The following is a 20,126-nucleotide window of genomic DNA, read 5'->3' as shown; positions in this document are numbered from 1 at the left end:
GAAAGTCGTCTGGTCCAATCAAACCCAACCGAGGAGAGTATCCCATGAATGCAAATGAAGACGTCAGAGCCGCGCTGGCGAACATTCCCGTGTCCTGGCTGCACATGCCGGCTCTGGCGTTCGCTGAAGCAGGAGCAGCGGGCGCGAAGGAATTCGGGCCGAAGATCGCGCCCGCCGTGCTGGCGCTCGGCGCTGCAGCCGCAGGAGCGATCATCGGCGGTGGCCTGCAACTCACGCATCAATACCTTCACGACAGCAAAGCCGGACCTGTATCGTATCAGGGCATCGACAAGGTGATCTGCACGGCGACCTTCGCCGAGATCGAAGCAGCCGCAACGCGCATCTACCAGGAGTCCGCCCAGGCCAAGGACGGCAATGCGCTGCAGCAGATCATCGATACTGCGGCAGGCGCGAAGTTCGTTCCGGCGCTGGCGCCCGTTGCCGGAGCGGCGGCGGCCTTCATTGCCGGTGTCTATGCCGGTGCTGCGGCGGCACGTCACTGATCAACAGTGAAACTGATCAACGCTGAAGGCGGCGCGCGGCTTGCCCGTGCGCCGGTTTCACCGGCGCGGCATCGCATGATGCCGACCGAGTCGACGGGCGGCTTTGGCCCCCCGGGCATCGTGGACGGCGCGTGCGCCAGACCCGCCGCTACCAGTGGCGGCAAACCGTTCCGGTCGCAGCATAGCTCAGCGGAATGGCGATGGGCCTGAGTTTTCTTACTCGTTCGTCCATTTGAGCCTTGGCGGATTTGCCGAGTTCAAAATGCCCGCCCCGCGGCGCGCGGTGGCCTATCCATCCAATTGGCGATCCAATTTTGGCGTCGGCACCAGCATGAACAGGCGTAGCCTGGATCGCTAGCTAAGCCGCTGCAGCCATCGCGCGCGCGAATTCCGGATAGCATTCGGCGAGCTCGTCGAGGATCCGGCCGCGGATCAGCTCGACCGTCGCCCGGTCCGGCGCGGGCGTGGGCGGCACGATCTCCGGCACCGTATAATCGAATCCGGTGCGATCGCGCACGTCGTCGGCGGAGTAGCCCGGGTGCACCGAGCGCAGCCGGAAGCTGCCGCGCTCGCGGTCGAAATCGAACAGCGCCAGATTGGTCAGCAGCGCCTGCGGGCCGCCGCGCCGCTTCACCTCCGGCGTGGTCGCGGCGGCGCTGACGAAATCCACCTTCGGCACCAACACGCGCGGCGAATGCTCTTCGCGAAACAGGATCACCCGCGGAATGAGATGGTAGAGATAGGCCGAGCCGAACGAGCCCGGCCAGCGCACATCCATCCGCGGATAGTCGCCGGTGCCGACCAGGTTGATGTTGCCGCTGCCGTCGATCTGACCGCCGCCGAGAAAGAACGCGTCGACGCGGCCCTGCGCGGCGCAGTCGAACAGCTCGACGCCACCATTGGTGAAGAAATTGTGCCGGCTCGAGCCGAGGATCGAGATGCGGACCGGCGGCTTGCCCGCTTGCGCGTTCCGTGCGCGCAGCAGCATCGCGCCGGCCGCCGGGATCGGCGACGAGGCGCCGACAGCGACATGGCGGATGCCATCGAGCAGGTCGGCGATGGTGGTGATCAGCAGCTCCTTGCGCGCGCGTTCATCGTGCATGGTCATGCCACCTCCTTGCAGCGGGTCAGGAAGGCGGAGAGATAGCTGCGAAAGCCCTCGTCGGTGCGCGCCATCGCGGCGTAGCGCGCCAGCTCTGCGCCATCGGTCTCGTATTCATCCCACAGCGGCAGCGGCCAGGCCCCGTTCGCGGCCACCGCGATGGCATCGACATACAGCGCCGGCAGCACGCCGGCCGCCGAGTCTTCGGTTGCCATCAAATCGCGATCGACGATGCGCTCGACGGTGACCAGCGTGCGCTTCGCCGCATAGGCCATCGTCGCCAGCTCGCGGTAGCGACCGATGCGGACATTGCCGAAGCGGTCGGCCTCGGGAGCATGAAACAGCGCCACGTCGGGCGTGATCGCCGGCACCACGACCACCTTGCCGGGCTCGCCGACCGGACTGTCGATCACCTTCCAATCGGGGCGGACCTGCAGCAGATCGCTGCCGATGATGCCTGCGATCGGCATGAACGGCACGCCCTTCTGCCCGGCCAGCAGGCCGGCATGGATCGCAGGGCAGGTGGCATCGCGCAGGCGGATGCTGCCGTCGCGCACGGCCGAGACGAAGCGCGGTGCGCCGCCGGCCTCGCCGAGCGAGACGGCACTGGTTTCCACCACCGCGGCCACGCCGGCGCCGATCAGCAGATCGGCCTGGAGGCCTGATATCGGCACGCAGACGAGATGCAGTCCGGTGAGGCCGGCCTCGATCATGGCCGCCGTCGCCGCCATCGAGACGCCGGCACGGTCGACCGGGATCGCGATCGATTGCCCCGGTGCGATGGATGCGACGAGCGCCTCCAGACCGACCATCTCCGTCATCGGCGTATCCTCCCGTTGTTGCTTTGCCGCGCAGTTTAGCGATGCCCCGCGGACCTGTCAGTGCTGGTATGCGATCGTCGAGCCGCGGATGATGAGCTCCGGCGCCAGGACGATGTGGTCGGTCGCTGCCTCGCGCCCGGCAAGGCGGTCGAGCAGCAGCCGCGCCGCGGCTTCCCCCATGTCGCGCTGGGCGATCCGCACCGTGGTCAGCGGCGGCGCGACCATGTCGACGAACGGCATGTCGTTGTGGCCGACCACGGAGATATCACCGGGGCAGGTCAGGCCGCGCGCGGCGAGCGCGTCATAGACGCCGAGCGCCAGCAGATCATTGGCGGCGACGATCGCGGTCGGACGCGTCCGCCGCGCGAGCAGGCGCAGCGCAGCCTCGCGACCCGCCGCCCGCGTATAGGCTTCGACGGCTTCGACCGGCGCATGGCGGGCGGACAGTCCCGCGACCCTGATGCTGGCCTCGAAGCCGGCGCGGCGCCGTGCACCGGTCGAGATGTGCTGCGGGCCCGCGACGTGACCGATGCAGCGGTGGCCGAGCGCGACGAGATGCTGGACGGCGAGACGCATGCCGGCGGCATCGTCGCTGGCTGCCGAGGGCAGGAGTCCGGCGGCATCGACGCGATTGACCAGCACCACCGGTAGCGCCGCGTCCAGGCAGTGCTTCACGACATCGTCGCGCAAGCTCACCGTCGCCAGCACCAGACCGTCGACGCCGCGGGCAATCAGCCGGTCGACCAGATCCTGCTCCGAGCCCTTGCTGCCGACGTCGACGACGATCGTCGCATAGCCCTCGGCGTTGAGATGATCGGCGATGCCGGACAGCACGGGCGGGAAGCCGGGATCGGCGATATCGGGCGCGAGCACACCGATCAGGCCGCTGCGCCCGGTGCGCAGGCCCTTGGCGGCCATGTTCAGCCGATAGCCGAGCGCGTTGGCGGCGGCCTGGATCCGCTCCACGACATCGCCCGCCACCAGATGCTTCATGGCCGGGCTGAGCGCGCGCGACACCGTGGAGGGATGCACGTCGCAGCGCGCGGCGACGTCCTTGATCGTCGGGCGTGAGGACGCCGTTGCGCGCGGGCTCCTTGTCGATGGCGACGTCCGTTTCATCCCCGCTCCCCGATGCCGCAGCGCAACGACGTTTTGATCGCGCGGTACCTTGACACATTTTGTGTGCGTGCAATAAATCCGGCTCTGCAATCGATTGCAACAGCACAATGGGAAACGTCCACATGACAGCCAGCGCGTTGAAGCCGCATCTGGTCAGTCCGGAGCATCTCGATCCGCATTGGCGCTGGGGGCGGGCGATTCCGTCGCATGGCCATGTCTCGGTGGATTTCGAGCGCCGCGTCGATTTCGACAGGTTGCGGCGCTACCGACTGGCGCGGGCGCGCGCGGCGCTGAAGGCGTCGGGCTATGGTGCGCTGCTGCTGTTCGACGTCAACAATATTCGCTACGTGTCCGGCACCAAGATCGGCGAATGGGAGCGCGACAAGCTGTGCCGTTTCGCGCTGCTGGCCGGCGACGGCGAGCCGATCGTGTGGGATTTCGGTTCGGCAGCCGTCCACCATCGTCTGTTCTGCGACTGGCTGGCGCCGGAGAACTGCCGCGCCGGCATGCTCGGGATGCGCGGCACCGTGCCGCCCGCGGTCGGGCTGATGAAGGCGCATGCCGAGGAGGTCATGAGCCTTTTGCGCGCTGCAGGTGTTGCCGACATGCCGGTCGGTGTCGACCTTGCGGAAACTGCGATGTTCTTCGAGCTGCAGAAGGCCGGCATGAAGGTGGTCGATGGCCAGCAGGTCATGCTGGACGCGCGCGAGATCAAGAACATCGACGAGATCATGCTGCTCAACCAGGCCGCGGCCATGGTCGACGGCGTCTATCATTCGATCTACGAGCACCTGAAGCCGGGCGTGCGTGAGAACGACATCGTCGCGCTTGCCAACAAGATGCTCTACGAGATGGGCTCCGACGACGTCGAGGCGATCAATGCCATCTCCGGTGAGCGCTGCAATCCGCATCCGCATAATTTCACCGACCGCATCCTGCGTCCGGGCGACCAGGCGTTCTTCGACATCCTGCAGTCCTATCAGGGCTACCGGACCTGCTACTACCGCACTTTCAACGTCGGCCGCGCCACGCCGGCGCAGCACGACGCCTACAAGCAGTGCCGCGAATGGCTCGATCATGCGATCGCGCTGATCAAGCCGGGCGTCTCGACCGACACCGTCGCCAAGGTCTGGCCTAAGGCCGAGGAGTTCGGCTTTCCCTCGGAGATGGCCGCCTTCGGCCTGCAGTTCGGCCACGGCCTCGGGCTCGCGCTGCATGAGCGCCCGATCATCTCGCGGCTGGTCTCGCTGGACAATCCGATGGAGATCAAGACCGGGATGGTGTTCGCGCTCGAGACCTACTGTCCGGCGACCGACGGCTTCTCGGCCGCGCGGATCGAGGAGGAGGTGGTGGTCACCGACAAGGGCTGTCAGGTGATCACGCTGTTCCCGGCCGAGGAATTGCCGATCGCCAACCGCTATTGAGCGAACGGACGGTGCGACCAGGAGAGTGGTCTTCGTGTTTTCGTCATTGCGAGCGAAGCGAAGCAATCCAGGGCGGCATCCGTGACTCTGGATTGCTTCGTCGCTTCGCTCCTCGCAATGACGGCATCCGTGATAAGTAGGACGAGGAGACGACAATGACCACGACGCATTCGCTCGGCTGGATCGGCATGGGGCGCATGGGCTATCCGATGGCCGAGCGCCTGCTCAAGGCCGACCACAAGGTGTCGATCTACAATCGCACCCGTGCCAAGGCCGAGCCGCTGGCGGCGAAAGGCGGCGTGATCGTCGATCATCCCCGTGATCTCGCCGCGTGCGACATCGTGTTCACGATGGTGTCGACGGGCAAGGATCTCGAGCAGGTCTATTTCGGCGACAACGGCCTGGTGGCTGCCAGTTCCGGATCGCGTCCCCGGATCCTGGTGGACTGCTCCTCGATCGGCATCGAGCAGTCGGAGGCGATCGCCGCCAAGCTCGTTCGACTGGGCTGTGAGTTCGTGCGCGCGCCGGTGTCCGGCAACGGCAAATGCGTCAAGGCCGGCAAGCTGTCGTCGGTCGTCTCCGGCCCCAAGGCCGCATTCGAGGTCATCGCACCCTATCTGGCGAAGATCGCTGTCTCCGGCGTGTCCTATGTCGGCGAGGGCGAGCTCGCGCGCATCTGCAAGATCGCGCACAATGTCTTCCTCGGCGTCGTGATCCAGAACCTCGCCGAGATCACCATCCTGGCGCAGAAGGCCGGCGTGCCGCGCCATGCCTTCCTGAATTTCATGAACGCCAGCGTCATGGGCTCGACTTTCACGAAGTACAAGAGCAACGCGCTGGTCAATCTCGACTGGACCACGACCTTCACGCCGCCGCTGCTGCGCAAGGATCTCGATCTCGGCCTGTCGGCGGCGCGCCAGCTCGACGTCGCGATGCCGGTGACGGCCGCGACGCGCGAGGCATTGCAGGCCCATGTCGGCGCGGCCTCGCTGCAATCGGATCCCGCCGCCTATCTGGAGAAGGATTTTGCGGCACTGCTGGAGACCGTGGCGCTCGCCGCCGGCCTCAAGCTGCAGCCCGAGAATGTGCCGATGCCGACCGGGCTGGAGACCGAGGGATAATCCGGCTCAGCTCGCGGTGAGCGCCCGCCAGCGGGTGTCGCGCGCGGAGGGGCGGCGGTGCAGGCGGGCATCGAGCAGGTCTCGCGCCTGGGCCAGCGCGCCGCTGCGGATCAGCGCCAGGATGTAGGTGTCCTCGATCACCTCGCGCTGGGCGTGGCTGCCGCCGATGCGGGGGAGATCGCCGATGACGGGCGCAAGCTCGCGCGCGCATCCGCGCCAATTGTCATCGGCGAACGCACGCAGTGCCCGCAACATGTGCGGCACGATGCGCCCGGCCGGCAGCCTGCCCTCGGCCTGCCGCCGCTCGATCGCGGCAAGGCGTCCCTTGAGCGCGGCGCTGTCATGCGTTGCTGCCGCGATCATCACCAGATGCATCTCGGCGAAGGCGAGGGTCGAACCCGTGAAGCGCGTGCTCGCATAGGCCGCCGTGTCGGCCCATGCGTTGGGCGGCACCGGTTGCTCGTCAGCCATCAGCCGCCACAGCAGCGAGGCGCAGTCGGACAGGGTGTTGAGCGGGGGCGCCGAGTCCATCGTCGGCACCAGCACGTCGGTATAGACCGCCCGCGCCTTGTCGGCATCGCCCCGGTCCAGCGCGCCGAGCGCCTGGTGCCAGCAGATATGGCCATGCAGCATTCCCGTGCGATCATAGTCGCCGATCCACCCCTCGACGAGCGCATCGGCCTCGTCCACCGCGCCTTCCTCGAACATCGCATGCAGCAGCGCATGCACGGCATAGGCGTTGTGCCGGCGCAGCGCGAAGCTGCGCTCGGTGACGGCGCGGCCCTTCGCCAACTCGCCGGCCTCGGTCAGGGCCCAGCCATGGTTGGACATGAACCACCAGTCCTCGCCATAATCAGCGGCGAAGCGGTCGCAGAGGTCGCGGCGGGCGGCATCGTGATCGGCGCGGCCGGAGAAGGCGAGCAGGCCGAAAGCGCCGAGCGGGAGCGCCATGATCATGGCGTCCCGCGGCCAGTTCGCCAGATGCGCCAGGGTCGATGTCAGAGCGTCAGTGCCGCGTCCTTCGATGGCGAGCACCAGGGTCGCGACATGGCTCTGCTCGCGCGGGGTGCCGCGCTTGGCAGCGAGGTCGCGGGCGCGCGCGATGGTCTGCAGCGCCGCCTCGCGCTGCATGTAGATCGCGTGGATGCGAGCACGCGCCGCGTGCGCCAGCGCGAACTCCGGATCGAGCATGATCGCCCGCTCGAACGCGTCAATGGCCCCGGGCCAGAATGCGAGCAGCAGATCCATGCCCTCGCGATAGGCTGCGGCCGCGTCAGTGGAGGCCGTCGACAGTGGCAGGCCGTAGCGATCCTCCTCCATCTTTAGCCCACCCGATGCCTGCGATCAGATATCAGGTATGAGCGAGGGCGCAGCCGGAGCACTTGATGCGCGTCTAGATGAAATGACGTAGTCATACGTCTGGCTACAGGCGTATCGATATCCATCTTCATCGAAGGCGTCCTAATCCACAGCAGCTAGTCAGTCTCGTCGAGAATAGGCGTAGCCTCCTCAACATCTTCCCGATTGAATTTTCTCAAAAAGAAGGAATCGTCTATTTCATAGATTTCCACGGGGCGACGACGAATTCCTACCTGATGCTTGATACAGAGGTCTAGCAGTCGCTTTCCATCGATCAGTGTTATCGGTGCCGCGCCGGGAAACAAGGCTCCTTCCTGTGCGCCCTTTGCAAAGCTGCCAAGACTGATAATGGTTCCTCGGATGGCTTTATGATAAGGTAGCGCTCCTCGGAGCTCATCAATCTTTGGCCGGACTATCGTCCCTTCCGTTCGCTTTACCTGCACAACTTCAGTAATCTCGGTGATGCCAAATTGTACGCGTGCAACAACGTCAACTCCCTTGTCGCCACTAAATTTCGTGACGCGGACATCCTCGTAGTCCATGGCATCAAGGAGCTCCTTGACGAAATGTTCAAATTGAACCGGCTCGAGCTGCATTAAACGAGTTCGAAATGCAGACAATTGCTCCTCGTTGTGTGCGTGGGCAGCTTCGGCTACTGTGGTTCGCTTGGGTGAAGGAGCCGCGATTGGAGCGCTGTCAACCGGCGCAGAAAACCCTTTCAGCCAGCGAAGGCCAAGATCGGTGATTGCATAGAAGTTGCCTTCTCGGGAGATTAGACCGCGCTCCACAGCTGCTATCAGTCGGCGTCTGAGAGTGTCTGCGAAGGTGTTTGGAGTTGAAAATTGGGATACAGCTTTGAGATAATCTGACCATGCCGGCAAAATGTCTCCGCGTTTGCAGGGTGAACGCTCGGCGACAAGCGATAGTAATTTTGGGATGCCTTCCGCAGCGTCCAATTCCTGGAAAAGCCCTTCGTTCTGGGCTAGGAACTTTCTTCCTCGCTCGCCCAATTTGTAGATCCCATGAATCTGATCCAGTAAATTCATGCGATTTATGAACAGGTAGCAACCATTCAGGTAGCGGGGATTCAATTCCTTATTGCTACCTTCCCATATCTTCCGGGCCAGAATTTCGAGGTCGCCAGTAAGGCGCTCGGCAATCCAGGAGTCTGGAGTTGACCAATCAACGGGGTTCTGGGGGCTGCCCATTTGCGCCGCGATTGCGCTGAGCATATCGCGCACCCGTTGGACAGGCTCACCTTCGAGCAGCCGAATCGCATGAGCGATTTCGGAAAAGGGCGGATAGAGGGGGGCCTGGACAATAGGTTCGGGCAACGACGGTTCGGTCATCGACATCACCAATCATAGCATCGATTGAGTTGGGATGCGGAGCATGCCACGTCGCCTCATCAATATCTATTGAGTATATCTTTTTCCTTTCGGTTGAAGCTGTTGTTCTACGGGCTCCTGTAAGAGTGCTAGCCCACCCGCGGCCTGCGGCCCTCGATCGGATAGGCCGGATCGTTGTAGCCGGGCGTCGAGGCGTGACCGGTCACGACCAGCCGGTCGATCAGCGCCTCGTCGTCGGCGGCAAAGGGATAGTCGAGCGCGCGGATGTAGTCGTCCCATTGCGCCTCGGTGCGCGGACCCGCGATCACGGAGCTGATGAAGGCGGAGTTGAGCACCCAGGACACGGCGAACTGTCCCGGCGTGAAGCCCTTCGCCTCGGCGTGACGCTTGATCTCCTGCGCCAGCTTCAACGATTCGGGCCGCCACTCGGTCTGCATCATTCGCGTATCGTTGCGGCCGGCGCGGGTGTCCATGTCCGGCGGCGCATCGGGGCTGTATTTTCCGGTGAGCACGCCGCGCGCCAGCGGGCTGTAGGGCACGACGCCGAGGCCGTAATAGCCGCAGGCCGGCAGGTGCTCGACCTCGGGCATCCGGTTCATCGCGTTGTAGTAGGGCTGGCTGACGACAGGGCGGTCGATGCCGATGGTGTCGCAGAGATTGCAGATCTCGGCGAGCCGCCAGGCGCGGTAGTTGGAGACGCCGAAATAGCGGATCTTGCCGGCACGGATGAGATCGCCGATCGCGCGCACGGTTTCCTCGAGCGGCGTCGCGTGATCTTCCTTGTGCAGGTAGTAGATGTCGATGTGCCCGGTGCCGAGCCGCCGCAGGCTTTCGTCCGCGGCCTGCAGCACCCAGCGCCGCGACAGGCCGGCGCGGTTGGGATCGTCGCCCATCGGGTTGGCGAGCTTGGTGGCGACGATCCAGCGGTCGCGCTCGCGCGCGATGGCGCGGCCGACCACCTCTTCCGAGACGCCCTTGTTGTAGGCATCCGCGGTGTCGATGAAGTTGATGCCGGCGTCGCGCGCTTTGGCGATGATGCGGGCGGATGCCGGCTCGTCGGTGGGACCGCCGAACATCATCGTGCCCAGGCAGATCGGCGACACTTTCAGGCCGGAACGGCCGAGCTGGCGATAGTTCATTGATGCCTCATTCTTGCCACACGCGCGCATGGGTTTGATAGGACGATAAACCCATCAACGCGTCATTGCGAGCGCAGCGACGTGTCCGCCGAAGCCCTTGGGGCGTAGGCGGAAGCAATCCAGAGTCCTTTCCGCCACCCTGGATTGCTTCGTCGCTGCGCTCCTCGCGATGACGGCGGAGCGAGTGACCCCTATTCGCTCTTCAAGATCTTGAACACGCCCGAGGCCATCGCGATCACGCGAGGTCCGGCCGTGACCTCGGTGGTGATGAACACCAGGCTGCGGGTGATCCGCACCACATGCGGCCGCGACACCAGGGTCTCGCCGATCTTGCCGGACTCGACGAAATGCGTGTCGAACTGGATCGTCGCCATGTGCTCCTTGCCTGCGGCGTAGCGGGCCGTCATGCCGCAACTGCGGTCGGCCAGCGTCATGATCACGCCGCCCTGGACCAGGCCGCGGCGGTTGTGGTGCTTGTCCTCGGTGACGATGGCGTACTCGTGGACACCGCCGACGACCCGCTGCCACAGCGGGCCGATCAGATGCAGGAAACCGGAGGTGTCGACGATCTCCCAGCCGTCGGACGTCATCCTGGCCGCGGCCGATTTCGTCATCGCTGAAGACCCTTCCCGTTGTGGCCCGAGCCGGCCTGGAGGTCGTTTCATCTGTCGCCGGCCTGGTGTAGTCAAGCTGCATGCCGATGCCGTTCGACGATGCCACCAGGCGGAAAATCGCAAGCTGCTGCGCGGGCTTCGTGCGGTTGGAGGCGACTGCGGCGGCGGCCTCGCTGAAGCGCGCGGCGGTGGTGATCGCGCTGGCCCCCCACCACGAGACCGGCAACACGGCGCTGCTGCTCACTCTGCGTGCCGCAGGGCTGCGCAGCCATGGCGGGCAATGGGCGCTGCCGGGCGGACGCTGCGACGCCGGCGAAACCACGGTCGAGGCCGCCCTGCGCGAGCTCGCAGAGGAGCTCGGGCTGATCCTGGCGCCGGATGCGGTGCTGGGCCTGCTCGACGACTACCCGACACGGTCGGGCTATCTGATTACCCCGGTCGTGGTATGGGCGGGCGATGGCCGCACGCTGCGACCGAATCCGGACGAGGTCTCCTCGGTGCACCGGATCGGCCTGGATGCGATCACGGCGGATGACGCGTTCGACTTCACCGTGATCCCAGAGAGCACGCGGCGCGTGATCCGCTTTCACGCCCGCGAGGGCCTCATTCACGCGCCCACCGCAGCGCTGATCTATCAGTTCCGCGAGGTGCTGTCCGGCCGCGACACCCGGGTGCATGAGCTGGAACAGCCGGTGTTTGCCTGGAAGTAGCCGCCGTTTCGGCTACAAGGGCGGCATGCTTCATCAGCCGATTCGCACGCTTGTCCTGATTCTCGCCTGCGCGGTCGCGGGCGCACCGCCATTGCTGGCCGTGGAACCCGCGCCAGTCGCAGCTCCGCGCGATGCCTTGGCCCAGATGGCCTCGCCCGCCGCGATCGCGGAGTACCAACGCAGGCTCGCCGAATATCAGCAGGCGCGGGCGGTGTTCGACCAGGAGGCGGGCGCCTACTGGAAGGCGATCTCGGATAAGCGCCGCATCCGCAACGCCAAGCGCCGCGACCGCCAGCCGATCGGGCTCGACGACTACGTGCTGGAGCAGCCGCCGGTCTACACGGGGCCGAAGCGGCCGGTGAACCCCGAGCCGGAACCTGAGGGCGAGCCGCGCGAGCGCAAGTACATCCCCGTGGTCGCCGACCTCGTGAAGGCGGCACAGGAGCATTTCCAATGGTCGCCGCAGCGCCCTGCCAACGACATCGATTTCAAACGCGCCTATGGGCGCTTCGCCGCGGCGTCGGGACTGACGCGCGAGCAGGCGGTGCGCGTCTATGCCTTCGAGACCGGCGGCAACGGCAAGCACGACTCGCAATCGGGCTTCAAGGGCAACCGCGCGATCTCGACCGCGATCGGCTACAATCAGCTCTTGACCACCAACAGCGTCGAGCTGCTGGCCGAGCAGGGCCCGCTGTTCATCCGCCTGCTCGGCGAACGCGTGGCGCGGACGTCCGGCCCGGCACGCGGCGCGATGGAGCACAAGCTCGCGGTCCTGAAGAAGATGGTCGCGATCGCGCGCTCCGTGCCGGACGACTGGTCGGCGCATGAGAAGATCGGCAACACGCCGCAAGGCTGGGCCATGCATGCGATGGTGCTCGACATCGACGTCGGGCCGATGCTGCAGACCCACAAGCTCTTGACCTCGGTGCTGTTCGCACGCGCCAAGGGCTACACGCGGCCGCTTTCGGCCGCCGAGCTCGAGATGATGAATCTCACCGGCGACGGCACGGGCTTCGACATGGTGACGATGCCGCTCGAGATGCGCGATCAGGTTCCGACCGCCAACTTCTTCCAGCGCGGCGGCTACGAGCGCAATCCGGTCGCCGTTCGCCACAACACCGTGGCGAAGCTGCTTGCGGTGACGGATTCCAGGATGGACTCGCTCAGCAGCCTGCCCGGCGCCAAGGAGCTGGCGGCCGCGTTCTGAGGCTGCGCTCGCTCGCCCTTACTCATCCGCGCCGAACGAGAAGCTGCCGTCGCCGTCGAGATAGGGGGCCGTCCGCATGTAGAGCTGACCGTTCTGGCCGACGAAGAACAGCGTGCCCTTCGGTACCTTCTTGGCGCCCTTGAGCAGCATGTCGGCGTTCTTGGTGCCCATCTTGTAGGCGAGCGTCCGGCCATCCTTGCCATAGGCGTAGCCCATGTCGGGCTTCAGCTCCCACGGCTCCGGTGGTGCCGCGCGCACCGCGCTGGTCAGTGCACCCAGCGCACCGAGGGCGATCAGGGCTTTCAGAACCAAGCTCTTCATGTCCTCCTCCAATCGATGTCGTCTCGAACAAATCACGAACGCTGACGCGACGTCAACGTCGCCCCGTCGCAGTGCAGTGATCGTTGGGCGGATTTTCCATTCGCCGATCTCGCGATTATCCTGCAGCGTGGTTTAGAAACATAGGCCAAGAAAACAATTTGGGGATGATTCGGATGAGCCTTGTCACGAAGATCGGTTGGGTTGCGGCGTTGTCGCTGGTGACGTTGGCATCCGCCCGGGCCGACGACTTCAAGCTGTCCAACAACCAGCGCATCGCCTGCAGCCGCGGTCTCTCCGCCGGCAAGCTCAATACGGCCGTCTGCAAGTCCTACGCCTACCTCTTCAACGTGAAGACCTCGGAATATTTCCGCTGCCAGGTCTCACTGTCGCTGACCAGGGACAACAAGGAAGTCATCAACGTCCAGACCGACGGCGGCTGCACCAGGAAGCCGCGCGTGTTCGACACCGATTCCAAATATGAGTTCGACGCCACCGAGACCGAGCCGGCGAACACCAATTCCTTCTTCGGCAATGGCGGCTATTCGATCTGGGTGGCGGATACGACCCAGCAGAAGGTGCGCGGCTGCATGACGATCTCGTCCGGGCTCGGCTCGGACATCTCCAAGTGCCTCGACATGACGTTCCAGTGACCGGCGGCCTTGCGAGCGAGGCGGCCCGCTCCTCTGGGCTGCACCTGCGGTTCAAGCTGGTGGTGCTGTCAATGTAAGATTGAACGCGGGGCGCATCGGTCCCGGCCTCGCGCCGTGGGAGCGGGAGAGGCTGGTGCGCCAGTCTTTCGGATGGGTTGACCCCGCGCCCGCAGCCGTCCAATTTGCGGCAAAATCAATGGGAGGATCCATGCGCTTCTCGAAAATCTCTGGCACTGCAACCGGTTTCATTCTGGCAGCCGCCTGCCTGCTCGCGGCGCCAGCGGCGCAGGCCCAGAGCTTCATCAACGTGCTCACCGGCGGCACGTCGGGCGTCTACTATCCGCTCGGTGTCGCGATCGGGAAGATCTACGGCGACAAGATCCCCAATGTGAAAACCCAGGTGCAGGCGACCAAGGCCTCCGTCGAGAACCTGATCCTGCTGCAGCAGGGACGCGGCGAACTCGCCTTCGCGCTCGGCGACTCCCTGAAGGCCGCCTGGAACGGCGAGGAGGAGGCCGGTTTCAAGTCCAAGCTGGACAAGCTGCGCACGATCGGCGCGATCTATCCGAACTACATCCAGATCGTCGCGACGGCAGAGTCCGGCATCAAGACGCTGGCGGATCTCAAGGGCAAGAGTCTGTCGGTCGGCGCGCCGAAGTCCGGCACCGAGCTCAACTCGCGCGCGATCCTCGCCGCCGCCGGCATGAGCTACAAGGATCTCGGCAAGGTGGAGTATCTGCCGTTCGCCGAATCGGTCGACCTGATGAAGAACCGGCAGCTCGGCGCCACCTTGCAGTCGGCTGGCCTTGGCGTCGCATCGTTGAAGGATCTATCGACCTCGTCGCCGATCACCGTGGTGTCGGTGCCGAAGGAGGTCGTCGACAAGATCGGGCCCCCGTTCGTCGCGGCGACCATCCCGGCCAACACCTATACCGGCCAGGACAAGGACGTGCCGACCGCGGCCGTGATCAACTATCTCGTCACCAGCTCGGCGGTATCCGACGATCTCGCCTACCAGATGACCAAGCTGATCTTCGAGTCGCTGCCGGAGCTCGCCAATGCGCATGCCGCCGGCAAGGAGATCAAGCTGGAGACGGCGGCGCAGGACAGCCCGGTGCCGCTGCACCCCGGCGCGATCCGCTACTACAAGGAAAAGGGCATCCTGAAATAAGGACGCTGCTCGCCCGGCCTGCCTTGTAGGCCGGATCATTCGCAACCGGCTGCGTGGGAAACATTCCGCGCAGTCTTGTCGTTCAGGTGATTGCGGCCATGGTCAGCAGCGCCTGATGGGCGCGTTGGGGGGATCATGACGATCGAAGCCGTGAACATGGAAACGCCGGTCAAGGTCGAGTTCGACAATTTCGAGCACGGCTTTCCGGAAGGCTTCGGCCCCGGCCGCTGGGGCTATCTCGCCTACGGCATCGGGCTCGCCTTTGCGATATTCCAGCTCTACGTCGCCGCCTTCAACTATCTGCCGAGCCAGGTCGTGCGCGGCGTCCATGTCGGCTTCCTACTGCTGCTGACCTTCGGCCTGATCGGCAACTTCACCGCCAGGACCGACGCCGGGCGCATCGCGGGCTGGACCATCGGCGCCATCGGCTTCCTGTGCGGCCTCTATCAGTGGATTTTCTATGCCGACCTGATCGCGCGCGACGGCGATCCGACGCGCACCGATCTCGTGGTCGGAACCCTGCTGGCGGTACTGATCTTCGAGGGCACGCGCCGGCTGATGGGGCTCGCGCTGCCGCTGATGTGCGGCGCCTGCCTGTTGTACTGGTTCTTCGGCCAGTATCTGCCGGCGCCGCTCAACCATCGCGGCTATGATTTCGATCAGGTGATTACACACCTCTCCTTCGGCACCGAGGGCTTCTACGGCGTGCCGATCTACGTCTCGGCGACCTACATCTTCCTGTTCATCCTGTTCGGCTCGTTCCTCGAGCATGCCGGCATGATCCAGCTGTTCACCGACGTCTCGCTCGGCCTGTTCGGTCGCACCCGCGGCGGTCCTGCCAAGGTCGCGGTGTTCGCCTCCGGCATGATGGGCACGATCTCCGGCTCGGGCGTCGCCAACGTCGTCACTGTCGGCCAGTTCACGATTCCGCTGATGATCAGGTTCGGCTACCGCCGCGCCTTTGCGGCCGGCGTCGAAGCCACCGCGTCGATGGGCGGACAGATCATGCCGCCCGTGATGGGCGCGGTCGCCTTCATCATGGCCGAAACCCTGGGCGTCGACTACTCGGTGATCGTCAAGGCGGCGGTCATTCCAGCCATTCTCTATTTCGCCTCGGCGTTCTGGATGGTGCATCTGGAGGCCGGCAAGCACGGCCTGACCGGCATGAAGCCGTCGGAGATCCCGAGCGCCTGGAAGGCGCTGGTGGCGCGCTGGTATCTCGTGCTGCCGCTCGCCGCGCTGGTCTACATGCTGTTCGAGGGTTTCACGCCGCTGTATGCGGGCTCGATGGGACTCGCGCTGACGGTGGCGCTGATCCTGGGCACCTCGATCACCATGGGCTTCTCCAACCAGGTGCTGCGCTACGTCTTCTGGATCGGGCTCGCGCTCGTCGTCGGCGCGCTGTCGCGCAACGGCCTGCAGATCATTCCCGTCGCCTCCGTCGTCGTTGCGCTCATCGTCATCACCGGCTTCGTGCGCGGCGGAATGGGCACCTTGCACGCCTGCCGCGATTCCCTGGCTGAAAGTGCGAAGTCGGCGCTGACCGTCGGCATGGCCTGCGCGATCGTCGGCGTCATCATCGGCATGATGACGCAGACCGGCGTCGGCTCGATCTTCGGAAGCTGGGTGATCGGCCTCGGCAAGACCAGCCTGTTCGCGGCGCTGATCATGACCATGCTGCTGTCGATCCTGCTCGGCACCGGCATCCCGACCATCCCGACCTACATCATCACCGCGGCACTGGCGGCCCCCGCGCTCGCCAAGCTGGGCGTGCCCCTGATCGCGAGCCACATGTTCGCGTTCTACTACGGCATCATGGCCGACCTTTCGCCGCCGGTCGCGCTGGCCGCGCTGGCGGCCGCCCCGATCGCCAAGGAGAATCCCGACAAGATCGGCTGGGAGGCGATGCGGATCGCGCTCGCCGGCTACGTCATTCCGTTCCTGTTCGTCTACTCGCCCGCGCTGATGCTGCAGCCGGGTGACCCGATGGAGACGCAACTCGGCTTCATCGGCGCGGTGGCGTATGCTTCCGTCAAGGCGCTGATCTCGATCGGCCTGTTCGGCATGGTGGCGATCGGCTTCCTGTACGTGCGCATGACCCTGGTCGAGCGCCTGCTGGCGTTTGTCGCGTCCGTCTGCCTACTCGGCGAATTTCCCTACAGTGACGTGCTGGGATTTGCCCTGGCGGTGGTGATCGTGGCGTGGCAGTGGCGGCAGCGGCCGCCGGCTGCCGTGGCGGCGTCCGCTTGAGCCTCTGCCTCGCCTCATCAGGTGTGGTGAAGGCGCTGACCCTCGCCGGCTTCACCTTGGCCTGGACCCACTCGGTCGAGAAGACCGCGTGGCAGGAGGACTGGCGCGTCACGTCTGACGGTCTCGAACTGGTGCAGGCGCGCGTCAAGGGCTCCGGCGCGGGCATGGAGCCGCCGCCGGAGGCGCGGCTGGTCGACGGCTGGTTCCAGTGGCAGACCCAGCGGGGGCCGCTGTCGCGGATCGTGCTCGCCAATTCCGGCGCGGCCGGCGAGTGGCGCATCTGCGCGGACGGGCAATGCCGGACGCTGTCGGACATCTTCGGCCATGACATCGGCGCAGCGACCATCACGATGAGCGCCTGTACCGAATAACGAATAAGCGACGGGAGAACACGATGGATCGTCTCAGGGGCAAGGTGGCGCTGGTGGTCGGTGCGGGCTCGATCGGGCCGGGCTGGGGCAACGGCAAGGCCACGGCCGTGACCTTTGCGCGGCAGGGCGCCAAGGTGTTCTGCGTCGACCGCAACAAGGACGCCGCCGCGGAGACCGCCTCGATCATTTCAGGCGAAGGCGGGCAGGCCGAGGCGTTCACCGCCGACGTCTCGAAGGCCGTCGAGGTCGAGGCGATGGTGAAGGCTTGCGTTGCCGCCTATGGCCGTATCGACGTGCTCGACAACAATGTCGGCATCGCCGAGATGGGCAGCGTCGTCGATGTCGAGGAGGCCGAGTGGGATCGCGTGTTCGCGGTCAACCTCAAGAGCGCCTATCTCGCCATGAAGCACGTCATTCCGGTGATGATCGGGCAGGGCGGCGGCTCCATCATCAACATCTCTTCTGTCGCCTCGATCCGCCAGGTCGGCATCTTCTATGTCAGCTATGGCGCCAGCAAGGCGGCGATGAACCAGATGACGCGCACGACCGCGGTCGAGTTCGCGCCGAAGCACGTCCGCGTCAATGCGATCCTGCCCGGGCTCATGAAGACGCCGATGGTCGAGCACTCAGCGGGGCTGGCCGCGAGCTACGCCAAGGGCGATGTCGAGGAGATGTGGCGCAAGCGTGATGCGCAGGTGCCGATGGGGCACATGGGCGACGCCTTCGACGTCGCCAATGCCGCCTTGTTCCTCGCCTCCGACGAGTCGCGCTATGTCACCGGCACCATGCTGGTGGTGGATGGCGGGCTGACCTGCCGGAGTTAGGTCTCGCCGCGCGCGTCATTGCGAGCAACGCGATGTGTCCGCCGTCGCTCGAAGAGCGAAGGCGGAAGTCTCCAGGAAGCCCTGGATTGCTTCGTCGCCTTCGGCTCCTCGCAATGACGCGTGTTACAGGAGAGATCAGCGCTGCGGCTATTGCGCCATCGCCAGCATGCCGCCTGCAATCGCATGCCACGTCGAGGTCATGCTGATCGGCCAGTTCAGGAGCTTCACGGCGATCAGCGCCAGCCCGCCATAGACGTAGACCCGGTGGACGCGTCCGAACGTGCGGCGGTCGTGGACGATCGCGACGACGAGCAGCAGGTAGGCGACGAAGGCCGGTGGGATCGTCACGAACACCGGCGGCGGGCCGAGCGGGCCGGGCGGCGCCAGGAATGTCAGGAACCAGCGCGCCACGGCGGCGTCGAGCAGCGAGATGCCGGCGAGCAGCATCAGCCGCTTGTGCGTTTCCGGCCGGCGCAGATGGACAACCGCGAGCGCAAAGACCACGGCGAAGAAGGCGATGCCGCTGAGGGGCACGATGGCAAAGGCGATGCCCTCGTTGGCCTGACCCATCGCCGCGGAGCGCTTCATCGCCTCGATGGCAACGAGGAAGCCAAAGATCGTCATCGCCGTGGCGAGCGATACGCCGAAGATGCCGAGCGAGCGGTGCCGCGCCGTGCGTCCGGATGCGGCAAGCCAGCTCTGCAGCGCGAAATACAGAGTCCAGGCGAAGAACAGGAAGCCATGGAAATGAATCACGGGCGCGCCGGAGAATGAGCGGCGGGCCAGTGGCAGCCAGTAGGTCGGTGCGAAGCCGATGATCGCAATGGCCATGCAGGCCAGAGCCATGTTGAAATAGAAATAGCGCGCAGGGGACGCAACGACGCCGCGTGCGCGCGAATTGTCGGTCAGAATAGTCATGCGGTTGTGTCTGCGGGGACCGCAACAGGTTCAAATGGCGACCGAGGACGTCGCCGGGGTGCGCATCCACAACATCTTGAGGGGAATGCGCGGCACGATCACGCGCATTTCAGTCGAGGCCGCAATCCACTCGCGAGCTCCCGTTCGCAAAGGTCGCCTTCTCCCGGAAAGGGACTGTCGCACCGCTGCTGCCGCTGTATAGTTGAAGTGCCGCGGCGGCGATTGCGCCCCCCGCGCGCCGTGCCGGATCGCCCACGACCTGAGAGAGCCATCTGCCTTGACCGCATCCGTCTCCTCGTGGGCTGCTGCCGATCGCCGGGATGGGGTGCTGCGCCTGGCCGCGCTGGTCACGCTCGGATGGCTGGTCTCGACCCAGGCCCATGCGGTCGGCGCGGCCGAGCCCGGCAAGGAGCCGGCGGTGGATGCCGGTGCCTGCATCGCGGCCTCGGAGGCGCACGATGGCGACAAGGTGCTCACCGAATGCGGCGCCGTGATCGACAATCCCAAGGCCGCGAGGGTCGATCGCATCAACGCACTGATCGCGCGCGCCTCGATCTTCATCACCAGGGGTGAGATCGATCGCGCCATCGCCGATTACGGCGTGACCTTGCAGCTCGACCCGACCCTCGCCAGCATCTTCAACGCGCGCGGCGAACTGCATCGCAAGAAGGGCGACCGTCCGAAGGCGCTGGCCGATTTCGCCGCGGCGCTGCGGCTCAATCCGGATCACGCCAGCGCCCGCAGCAACTACCACGCACTCGCTGTGGAGCTCGAGCGCCTGGGCGCGCAGATGGCCGTCGCGGGGCGGCCGAGCTTCAATTGCGCCACGGCGCGTCGCGCCGTGGAGAAGGCGATCTGCGCCGATCCGGAGCTCGCCAATCTCGATCGCGAGATCGACGGCGCGCAGGCCCGCGTCGTTCGCGAGGCGGCCGGCCCCGCCGCAGCCCGCGCCCTGCAGCGCGAGCAGGACGCGTTCATCGCGCGGCGCAACGCCGGCTTTGGCAAGCCCGGCTACGATCTCAAGAAGGCGATGGAGGACCGCCTGCGGCGGCTGAACGGCGTCGACGGCTATTAACCATCGGCGTGGCCGCTTGAACCGGGTTCCGGCCGGAGACGACAACGGGGGAGATCAGCGTCTCACCCGCAACAGTCG

20 protein-coding genes are annotated in these 20,126 nt (G+C 65.4%); 11 read left to right on the top strand and 9 right to left on the bottom strand.

From position 1 onward, the window contains the following. Positions 1 to 44 precede the first annotated feature (44 nt). Positions 45 to 503 (top strand): hypothetical protein, encoded by a 459-nt coding sequence (locus tag QX094_RS09125; protein WP_315716325.1) that lies wholly within the window; start codon positions 45 to 47, stop codon positions 501 to 503. Between the two features lie 358 nt (positions 504 to 861). Here QX094_RS09125 and QX094_RS09120 read toward each other — a convergent pair whose 3' ends face one another. Genes QX094_RS09120 through QX094_RS09110 form a run of 3 tightly spaced genes read right to left on the bottom strand, consistent with a single transcriptional unit; the run spans position 862 to position 3,545 of the window. Continuing rightward, entirely contained in the window at positions 862 to 1,611 is a 750-nt protein-coding gene (locus tag QX094_RS09120; RefSeq protein WP_316175704.1) for a CoA-transferase, read from the bottom strand. Further along, complete coding sequence (locus QX094_RS09115) at positions 1,608 to 2,426, bottom strand: CoA transferase subunit A (RefSeq protein ID WP_316170767.1); 819 nt, start codon at positions 2,424 to 2,426, stop codon at positions 1,608 to 1,610. Before QX094_RS09115 ends, QX094_RS09120 begins: the two co-directional genes overlap by 4 nt. Before the next feature lie 57 nt (positions 2,427 to 2,483). Then, positions 2,484 to 3,545 carry a LacI family DNA-binding transcriptional regulator gene (locus QX094_RS09110; RefSeq protein WP_316170768.1) on the bottom strand — a complete coding sequence of 354 codons (1,062 nt, stop codon included), beginning with the start codon at positions 3,543 to 3,545 and terminating at the stop codon, positions 2,484 to 2,486. A gap of 122 nt (positions 3,546 to 3,667) precedes the next feature. Here QX094_RS09110 and QX094_RS09105 point away from each other — a divergent pair, with 122 nt between their 5' ends. Next, on the top strand, positions 3,668 to 4,969 hold the full coding sequence (locus QX094_RS09105; RefSeq protein ID WP_316170769.1) for a Xaa-Pro peptidase family protein: 1,302 nt from the start codon (positions 3,668 to 3,670) through the stop codon (positions 4,967 to 4,969). Positions 4,970 to 5,124: 155 nt separating this feature from the next. Beyond that, positions 5,125 to 6,090 carry an NAD(P)-dependent oxidoreductase gene (locus tag QX094_RS09100; protein ID WP_316185472.1) on the top strand — a complete coding sequence of 322 codons (966 nt, stop codon included), beginning with the start codon at positions 5,125 to 5,127 and terminating at the stop codon, positions 6,088 to 6,090. 6 nt (positions 6,091 to 6,096) lie between these two features. Here the strand turns inward: QX094_RS09100 and QX094_RS09095 are convergent, their stop codons facing one another. From QX094_RS09095 to QX094_RS09080, 4 genes are all read right to left on the bottom strand, one after another. Further along, complete coding sequence (locus tag QX094_RS09095; protein ID WP_316185470.1) at positions 6,097 to 7,410, bottom strand: tetratricopeptide repeat protein; 1,314 nt, start codon at positions 7,408 to 7,410, stop codon at positions 6,097 to 6,099. A 155-nt stretch (positions 7,411 to 7,565) separates the two neighbouring features. After that, positions 7,566 to 8,804 (bottom strand): restriction endonuclease, encoded by a 1,239-nt coding sequence (locus QX094_RS09090; protein WP_315716318.1) that lies wholly within the window; start codon positions 8,802 to 8,804, stop codon positions 7,566 to 7,568. A gap of 122 nt (positions 8,805 to 8,926) precedes the next feature. Beyond that, positions 8,927 to 9,937 (bottom strand): aldo/keto reductase, encoded by a 1,011-nt coding sequence (locus QX094_RS09085; RefSeq protein WP_315716317.1) that lies wholly within the window; start codon positions 9,935 to 9,937, stop codon positions 8,927 to 8,929. A 191-nt stretch (positions 9,938 to 10,128) separates the two neighbouring features. Next, positions 10,129 to 10,551 carry a PaaI family thioesterase gene (locus QX094_RS09080; protein ID WP_315716316.1) on the bottom strand — a complete coding sequence of 141 codons (423 nt, stop codon included), beginning with the start codon at positions 10,549 to 10,551 and terminating at the stop codon, positions 10,129 to 10,131. Between the two features lie 80 nt (positions 10,552 to 10,631). Here QX094_RS09080 and QX094_RS09075 point away from each other — a divergent pair, with 80 nt between their 5' ends. Beyond that, positions 10,632 to 11,261, top strand: a complete 630-nt coding sequence (locus QX094_RS09075) for a CoA pyrophosphatase (RefSeq protein ID WP_315751410.1) — start codon at positions 10,632 to 10,634, stop codon at positions 11,259 to 11,261. A 25-nt stretch (positions 11,262 to 11,286) separates the two neighbouring features. Beyond that, positions 11,287 to 12,468, top strand: coding sequence for a hypothetical protein (locus QX094_RS09070; protein WP_316185635.1), 1,182 nt, complete (start codon positions 11,287 to 11,289; stop codon positions 12,466 to 12,468). A gap of 18 nt (positions 12,469 to 12,486) precedes the next feature. Here QX094_RS09070 and QX094_RS09065 read toward each other — a convergent pair whose 3' ends face one another. Beyond that, on the bottom strand, positions 12,487 to 12,789 hold the full coding sequence (locus QX094_RS09065; protein ID WP_315716313.1) for a hypothetical protein: 303 nt from the start codon (positions 12,787 to 12,789) through the stop codon (positions 12,487 to 12,489). A 173-nt stretch (positions 12,790 to 12,962) separates the two neighbouring features. On the opposite strand from QX094_RS09065, the gene QX094_RS09060 reads away from it, so the two are divergent. The 5 genes from QX094_RS09060 (at position 12,963) to QX094_RS09040 (ending at position 18,055) form a co-directional block, all read left to right on the top strand. Then, a complete protein-coding gene (locus QX094_RS09060; protein WP_315716312.1) occupies positions 12,963 to 13,439 on the top strand; it encodes a hypothetical protein in 477 nt (158 codons plus the stop codon). Positions 13,440 to 13,647: 208 nt separating this feature from the next. Beyond that, positions 13,648 to 14,610: a TAXI family TRAP transporter solute-binding subunit gene (locus QX094_RS09055; RefSeq protein ID WP_315758862.1), complete on the top strand. Its 963-nt coding sequence runs from the start codon at positions 13,648 to 13,650 to the stop codon at positions 14,608 to 14,610. Between the two features lie 156 nt (positions 14,611 to 14,766). Continuing rightward, on the top strand, positions 14,767 to 16,860 hold the full coding sequence (locus QX094_RS09050) for a TRAP transporter permease (RefSeq protein ID WP_315826740.1): 2,094 nt from the start codon (positions 14,767 to 14,769) through the stop codon (positions 16,858 to 16,860). Further along, positions 16,857 to 17,231 (top strand): DUF1850 domain-containing protein, encoded by a 375-nt coding sequence (locus QX094_RS09045; RefSeq protein ID WP_315716310.1) that lies wholly within the window; start codon positions 16,857 to 16,859, stop codon positions 17,229 to 17,231. Before QX094_RS09050 ends, QX094_RS09045 begins: the two co-directional genes overlap by 4 nt. 23 nt (positions 17,232 to 17,254) lie before the next feature. Continuing rightward, on the top strand, positions 17,255 to 18,055 hold the full coding sequence (locus QX094_RS09040) for an SDR family oxidoreductase (RefSeq protein ID WP_316187839.1): 801 nt from the start codon (positions 17,255 to 17,257) through the stop codon (positions 18,053 to 18,055). A 147-nt stretch (positions 18,056 to 18,202) separates the two neighbouring features. Here the strand turns inward: QX094_RS09040 and QX094_RS09035 are convergent, their stop codons facing one another. Continuing rightward, complete coding sequence (locus tag QX094_RS09035) at positions 18,203 to 18,973, bottom strand: hypothetical protein (RefSeq protein WP_315716308.1); 771 nt, start codon at positions 18,971 to 18,973, stop codon at positions 18,203 to 18,205. Positions 18,974 to 19,298: 325 nt separating this feature from the next. Here QX094_RS09035 and QX094_RS09030 point away from each other — a divergent pair, with 325 nt between their 5' ends. After that, positions 19,299 to 20,048, top strand: coding sequence for a tetratricopeptide repeat protein (locus QX094_RS09030; protein WP_315716460.1), 750 nt, complete (start codon positions 19,299 to 19,301; stop codon positions 20,046 to 20,048). Positions 20,049 to 20,126 lie beyond the last annotated feature (78 nt).

Source organism: Bradyrhizobium sp. SZCCHNS1050, assembly GCF_032484785.1.
Taxonomy (GTDB): Bacteria; Pseudomonadota; Alphaproteobacteria; order Rhizobiales; family Xanthobacteraceae; genus Bradyrhizobium.
Note: the sequence above shows the minus strand (reverse complement) of the source record. Positions and strands in the feature narration are given on the sequence as shown.

What these genes read in the sequence shown, in the direction of transcription:
- QX094_RS09090 (WP_315716318.1), bottom strand. Translation starts at nt 8,804, where the DNA reads ATGTCGATGACCGAACCGTCGTTGCCCGAACCTATTGTCCAGGCCCCC.
- QX094_RS09115 (WP_316170767.1), bottom strand. Translation starts at nt 2,426, where the DNA reads ATGACGGAGATGGTCGGTCTGGAGGCGCTCGTCGCATCCATCGCACCG.
- QX094_RS09095 (WP_316185470.1), bottom strand. Translation starts at nt 7,410, where the DNA reads ATGGAGGAGGATCGCTACGGCCTGCCACTGTCGACGGCCTCCACTGAC.
- QX094_RS09055 (WP_315758862.1), top strand. Translation starts at nt 13,648, where the DNA reads ATGCGCTTCTCGAAAATCTCTGGCACTGCAACCGGTTTCATTCTGGCA.
- QX094_RS09040 (WP_316187839.1), top strand. Translation starts at nt 17,255, where the DNA reads ATGGATCGTCTCAGGGGCAAGGTGGCGCTGGTGGTCGGTGCGGGCTCG.
- QX094_RS09075 (WP_315751410.1), top strand. Translation starts at nt 10,632, where the DNA reads ATGCCGATGCCGTTCGACGATGCCACCAGGCGGAAAATCGCAAGCTGC.
- QX094_RS09035 (WP_315716308.1), bottom strand. Translation starts at nt 18,973, where the DNA reads ATGACTATTCTGACCGACAATTCGCGCGCACGCGGCGTCGTTGCGTCC.
- QX094_RS09100 (WP_316185472.1), top strand. Translation starts at nt 5,125, where the DNA reads ATGACCACGACGCATTCGCTCGGCTGGATCGGCATGGGGCGCATGGGC.
- QX094_RS09120 (WP_316175704.1), bottom strand. Translation starts at nt 1,611, where the DNA reads ATGACCATGCACGATGAACGCGCGCGCAAGGAGCTGCTGATCACCACC.
- QX094_RS09085 (WP_315716317.1), bottom strand. Translation starts at nt 9,937, where the DNA reads ATGAACTATCGCCAGCTCGGCCGTTCCGGCCTGAAAGTGTCGCCGATC.
- QX094_RS09060 (WP_315716312.1), top strand. Translation starts at nt 12,963, where the DNA reads ATGAGCCTTGTCACGAAGATCGGTTGGGTTGCGGCGTTGTCGCTGGTG.
- QX094_RS09050 (WP_315826740.1), top strand. Translation starts at nt 14,767, where the DNA reads ATGGAAACGCCGGTCAAGGTCGAGTTCGACAATTTCGAGCACGGCTTT.
- QX094_RS09070 (WP_316185635.1), top strand. Translation starts at nt 11,287, where the DNA reads ATGCTTCATCAGCCGATTCGCACGCTTGTCCTGATTCTCGCCTGCGCG.
- QX094_RS09080 (WP_315716316.1), bottom strand. Translation starts at nt 10,551, where the DNA reads ATGACGAAATCGGCCGCGGCCAGGATGACGTCCGACGGCTGGGAGATC.
- QX094_RS09065 (WP_315716313.1), bottom strand. Translation starts at nt 12,789, where the DNA reads ATGAAGAGCTTGGTTCTGAAAGCCCTGATCGCCCTCGGTGCGCTGGGT.
- QX094_RS09125 (WP_315716325.1), top strand. Translation starts at nt 45, where the DNA reads ATGAATGCAAATGAAGACGTCAGAGCCGCGCTGGCGAACATTCCCGTG.
- QX094_RS09110 (WP_316170768.1), bottom strand. Translation starts at nt 3,545, where the DNA reads ATGAAACGGACGTCGCCATCGACAAGGAGCCCGCGCGCAACGGCGTCC.
- QX094_RS09105 (WP_316170769.1), top strand. Translation starts at nt 3,668, where the DNA reads ATGACAGCCAGCGCGTTGAAGCCGCATCTGGTCAGTCCGGAGCATCTC.